The 4,578-nt window shown below is 43.1% G+C and carries 7 protein-coding genes; 2 read left to right on the forward strand and 5 right to left on the reverse strand.

Annotation, left to right across the window (positions count from 1 at the left end):
- The 5 genes from ACFIMC_RS03040 to ACFIMC_RS03060 all read right to left on the reverse strand — a co-directional run.
- Positions 1-369 (reverse strand): DNA-binding protein (locus tag ACFIMC_RS03040; protein ID WP_375680985.1); only part of this gene is annotated, 369 nt, incomplete at its 3' end.
- A complete protein-coding gene (locus tag ACFIMC_RS03045; RefSeq protein WP_012232200.1) occupies positions 366-824 on the reverse strand; it encodes a hypothetical protein in 459 nt (152 codons plus the stop codon). The genes ACFIMC_RS03045 and ACFIMC_RS03040, both read right to left, overlap by 4 nt.
- Positions 821-1,828: a ParB/RepB/Spo0J family partition protein gene (locus ACFIMC_RS03050; RefSeq protein ID WP_375680987.1), complete on the reverse strand. Its 1,008-nt coding sequence runs from the start codon at positions 1,826-1,828 to the stop codon at positions 821-823. The genes ACFIMC_RS03045 and ACFIMC_RS03050 overlap by 4 nt, the downstream gene beginning before the upstream one ends.
- Positions 1,828-2,226: a hypothetical protein gene (locus tag ACFIMC_RS03055; RefSeq protein ID WP_375680988.1), complete on the reverse strand. Its 399-nt coding sequence runs from the start codon at positions 2,224-2,226 to the stop codon at positions 1,828-1,830. The genes ACFIMC_RS03050 and ACFIMC_RS03055 overlap by 1 nt, the downstream gene beginning before the upstream one ends.
- A 194-nt stretch (positions 2,227-2,420) precedes the next feature.
- Positions 2,421-2,726, reverse strand: a complete 306-nt coding sequence (locus tag ACFIMC_RS03060) for a helix-turn-helix domain-containing protein (RefSeq protein WP_375680989.1) — start codon at positions 2,724-2,726, stop codon at positions 2,421-2,423.
- Between the two features lie 153 nt (positions 2,727-2,879).
- Here ACFIMC_RS03060 and ACFIMC_RS03065 point away from each other — a divergent pair, with 153 nt between their 5' ends.
- Complete coding sequence (locus ACFIMC_RS03065) at positions 2,880-3,410, forward strand: helix-turn-helix domain-containing protein (protein WP_375681971.1); 531 nt, start codon at positions 2,880-2,882, stop codon at positions 3,408-3,410.
- An 85-nt stretch (positions 3,411-3,495) separates the two neighbouring features.
- Positions 3,496-4,014 (forward strand): helix-turn-helix transcriptional regulator, encoded by a 519-nt coding sequence (locus tag ACFIMC_RS03070; RefSeq protein WP_375680990.1) that lies wholly within the window; start codon positions 3,496-3,498, stop codon positions 4,012-4,014.
- Positions 4,015-4,578: the final 564 nt, after the last annotated feature.

Raw genomic sequence — 4,578 nt, forward strand, 5'->3', positions numbered from 1 at the left:
CACACCCATACCGGCATGGAGCAAATCTTCCCAAAAGCAAAGTGCCTTCAAACGCTCTTCACAGCGCCTTTTATGCGCCTTTGAAAGCCCCTCATAACGCACCCAAATACTTGTCTTTTGATCGCTTTTCTCTGTCTTTTCTTCTACACAAATTCCACCTGCCCGCACCAACAACGCCGCCCGCGCCCCCTCCGGCAATAAAGAGATGTGATACTCCCAAACCGGCTTGGTTTTGCCTAATGTTTGGCGAAACAATTGTGTATTCAAACGCCATTTCTTAAGCGCAAGATTGTTGAGACCGATCTTTGTTTTCGGCAACCCTGGCAAAGCTGCCTCAGCCAATTCGGCAATAGTAAACCATTCCTTCATGGCTGCCCCCTTTTAATGCGAACCGGCGTTGCGCGCATGGCTTTCAATTGCGCTGCAATCTCCCGCTGTTCCTGCTGAAGCCGCGCAATTTCTGCTAACCGCGCCTCATCCCCTTGCAACAGCAACAATCCATCTTCACTCACCACCTCATCCCAGAGCCAAAATGCCTCTGTCGCCCGCACAAATGCCTTAAAACGCGGCAGGGAAATATCCACCTGCTTACTTTCTGCCACATAAGCATCCAAACTCGCCTTACTTAAACACCCAATCCCTAAATAATGCGCCATACGCTCTGCAATCACACTGCGCTCATGCCGGCATTCTCTCAAAGCCCGCGCCATCGCACGCTTAATGCGTGAGCGAAACCGCCCTAAATCAATCTGCGCAACGGGTTCACGACAAGGAAAAACCGGCTTTTGGAAAAAATCAAGCTGCCCGCAACCATGCCTCTTCATGACAGCACCTCCCCCGATTGCTTGTTCAAATAATCATAAAACCGCGCCTTTGTCTGCGCATCTGCCCTCTGCCAAACACCCAATAACTGAGCAAAAATCCGTTCCTGTTCATTAATTTGCGGCGGCGTATTAATCCCATTGACCAAATCAACAGCCCGCCGTAAATCTCCCTCAACCTGTTGCAAAGCAATTGCCACCCGCCGTTGCGCAACCGGCTCCATCTTGGCTAATTTTAACAACTGCGCTTGATTATCCGCCAATGCCGTCCCCCGCAAAACCGCCCGCAACTCCGGCTGTAAATGCTGAGCAATGCTGTTAAGACGTTTTACTGAAACTTGAGACAAACCAATACGATCCGCCACATGTTTAGAAAAAGATAAAACTGTCCCTTTACCATTTTCTTCATCTGTATAAGAAATAGGGACAACTTGTCCCAATTTCTCATCACCGATCAAAGGATCAACTTGATCCTTTGATTTTTCATCCCCTTCACACCCAGTTTCATGGTGCTCTGAAGAACCATCATTTGGCAAAGGTGCAAGTTGCACCTTTGCCACTTTGTCCTTTGTATATTGATTACCACCGATCAAAGGGTAATGTTTACCCTTTGATTTTCTGTCCCCACCAACCTTAATCTCCCCATACTTCTTTTCCCACAATTCGCGGTAAGTCTGGACAAAAAGCGCACGATCAATAACAGACAATTCATTGCGAAAAAGGTTTTCAGCCACTTCTAAAAGCGCGGCATTATCCTTATCAGCCTGCACCACAACAGCATCAATGTCACTATAGCCCAAAAGCTCAGCAGCACGCAGCCGATGCGCACCAGCAATAAGCGTGTAATTGCCTTCCTTAGCATTGGGGGTATGGCGCACCGTAATCGGATTCATCAATCCCTCCCGCGCCATTGATTGTGCAAGCGCCTTGGCATGCTCATCATCCACAGGGCGTATACGCTCCGGCACCACAATCACATCAAGAGCAAGCTTTTGAAACTGTGCCATCACGCCCCCGCCTTTCTGATCTCTTTAAAGAATAAATCCATCGCACGCCCCGCCCATCTTCGATAAGCTTTCGCAAAAACGGGTTCTTCCAAACGCCGGTTAATGGTACGCAAAGAACGAGCAACAGCAGTGCGTTCCCGCTCTTGCATGGCAACAAGACGCCGCCGCGGCACCTCAAACTGATAATGCAAAATATGAATAACAATCTGTCGTGCTAACGCCGCATCAAATAAGCCATGCGGAGGGTCAATAATATACCGGATCGGCAGATGCTTAAATCCACCACTCACCGCCTTAAAAGAACAGGCAAGCATAGCTTCCAAACGTTCAGCTTCTGAATAAGGATTAAAGATTTCTCTTTTTGCCTCGGGCGTCCATAAATTACAAGCAGCAACCATAACCACCCCCTATAAAGAAAACTTGACCAGCTAATCTTAAAAAACAACCCATCCAATCGGCTGCTCCATGATGCAACGCTATGCAATTTATCTTGCCTATTTCGTACTGATCTTTAGACATTGATAAACCTTTTTATCTTATGGTATTTAAATTCATGGCAAATGCGCAAAAGCGCAAAGCCGTGTAACGAAATTCAAGCAGCATTCCCACTCAAAGCAGAATGCGCACGCGAATCTGTATTGGCATGTTTTGCTGCTTTAAAAATGCGACGGCGACTTTTGGGGTAGCGGTCGTAAAAAACTTGCTCGACGGGCAAACCGATAAAATCGGCAATAGCGCGTTCGGCTTTCTCGTTAGACCGTGTCCAGATATGTTGAACACTGGATGACGATAGTTGATAAGCTTTCGCGAGCTCCGCCAAGGTCATATTACGGCGGCGTAGCTCGGCTAAAATACTATGGCGATCCCAAACTTGGATGCATGTTTGTGTGGTTGTCATAACTTTCGCTCCTGCTTCAAACGGATGCTCAAACCATCCGTTTTTTGTGGGGTTAATTGTAAAATATCTGCCCTCTATATCGGGCGGTAATAATAGTTATGATTTACATTTATAAATTTGTCAACCCTAAATGTAAATCTGGAGTGATTTTTTTTGGCAAGATCTGAAAAAAAACCTAAAACAGAACTGGCAAAGCGGTTATGTGAAGTACGGATCGCTCTTGGTTTTACTCAGCGCAAGCAGTTTGCTGATCATCTTACAGTACCAGAAAGTACTATGTATAATTACGAAACTGGCTTACGCGAACCGCCTTCATCAATGTTAGTAATTTACAAAAATATTTGTGGTATAGACGTCAATTGGCTTCTCACTGGAGAAGGCGAAATGTTTAGTGACATGGCAAAAGCGAAAGCAGCAGGCTTTAAAGCACCCACCATTCCTGCTGGTCTCATGAAAAAGCTTGGTCGCATAGCTTATACAACCTATCGCGATGCTAAAATAAAACTCCCCCCAGAAGATATAGCGGAACTCGCGGCGGAACTTTATAAAAAACTGCAAGAGCTTGTTCAAGACATCAACGACACGGAAGAAGTAGAAGCAACTTTCCCTCTTCTTAAAATTCATTTAAAGCGTCAAATAGAGGCTGAAAGAGTACATCTAGAAACTACACAAAATACGGCTTAATGCCTCTCTAAGATGAATGGGGAATCTCTTTACGTTTTAAAATCCCGTAACTTAAAACAAACCTCAATATGAATAAGGAGCATTTTTGGCACGTTTAGAAACAGAACCTAAAACACCATTGGCAAAACGCCTGCGTGAAATAAGACGAATCCTCGGAAACGAAGAACGTGGTGCTTTTGCAAAATCTCTTGATTTGGCGAAAAATACGCTTGCAAATTATGAGCTCGGTATAAATGAGCCACCAGCATCTATCGTAATTGCCTATCACAAAATTTATGGTGTAGACTTTCATTGGCTTCTCACTGGTGAAGGCGAAATGTTTAGTGACATGGCAAAAGCGAAAGAAGCTGGTTTTAAACCACAAACTATCCCTACTGGATTGATGAAAAAACTCGGTCGCGTGGCTTATACAACCTATCGCGATGCAAATATAAAGATCCCTCCTGAAGATATAGCGGAACTCGCGGCGGAACTTTATAGAAAACTGCAAGAGCTTGTTCAAGACATCAACGACACGGAAGAAGTAGAGCTTATTTTACCTCTTATAAAATTGCATTTAAAGCGTCAAATAGAGGCTGAAAATGCACATCCAGAAACTAAATAAGATACAGCTTAATGCCTCTTTAATATGAAAAATCGATATGAAAATCTTTTTACATTAAAAAAATAATATAACTATTTGATTAATAAGTATATATTGCCTCTAAAAATAGATAATCATCAATAGGTGAAAATCTTTTTTGCTTTTTTGGTTATTTTTGGCTGATTTTGGAATCGATTGAACTTTTGGAGTGATTTTTTTCACAGGGTCTTCAAAGGCGGTTTTCTGGGCTTTCACAGACTTTTCAAAATTTTTCACAGGGTTTTCAAAGACCTTTCAAAGCCTTCTCTCATTTTTACCTTTGAAACGCACTTTTTTCTAATTTTCGCTCTTTTTAGCTCTTTTTTACAATTTTAGGTGTCAAAATCTATTTTGACAAAACGCGCATTTAATGCTAAATTTTATACATAAAAACAACAAATTACCACGTATTCCTACCTAATCCCACCTTTTCCCACTTAGTATAAAACCTAGTGTCAAACTACAGTAGCTTGCCAGCGGGTTTTGTATAATTTGCCACTAGGTTTTGTACCAATTTATTTTTTTTCAAAGAGTTTTTAAGGTGTT

Origin of the sequence: Bartonella sp. AP21QHHD, from assembly GCF_042196205.1 — a bacterium.
Taxonomy (GTDB): domain Bacteria; phylum Pseudomonadota; class Alphaproteobacteria; order Rhizobiales; family Rhizobiaceae; genus Bartonella.

Bases quoted from the DNA above. Each gene is read 5' to 3' on its own strand.
- ACFIMC_RS03060 (WP_375680989.1), bottom strand. From the start codon at position 2,726: ATGACAACCACACAAACATGCATCCAAGTTTGGGATCGCCATAGTATT.
- ACFIMC_RS03050 (WP_375680987.1), bottom strand. From the start codon at position 1,828: ATGGCACAGTTTCAAAAGCTTGCTCTTGATGTGATTGTGGTGCCGGAG.
- ACFIMC_RS03055 (WP_375680988.1), bottom strand. From the start codon at position 2,226: ATGGTTGCTGCTTGTAATTTATGGACGCCCGAGGCAAAAAGAGAAATC.
- ACFIMC_RS03045 (WP_012232200.1), bottom strand. From the start codon at position 824: ATGAAGAGGCATGGTTGCGGGCAGCTTGATTTTTTCCAAAAGCCGGTT.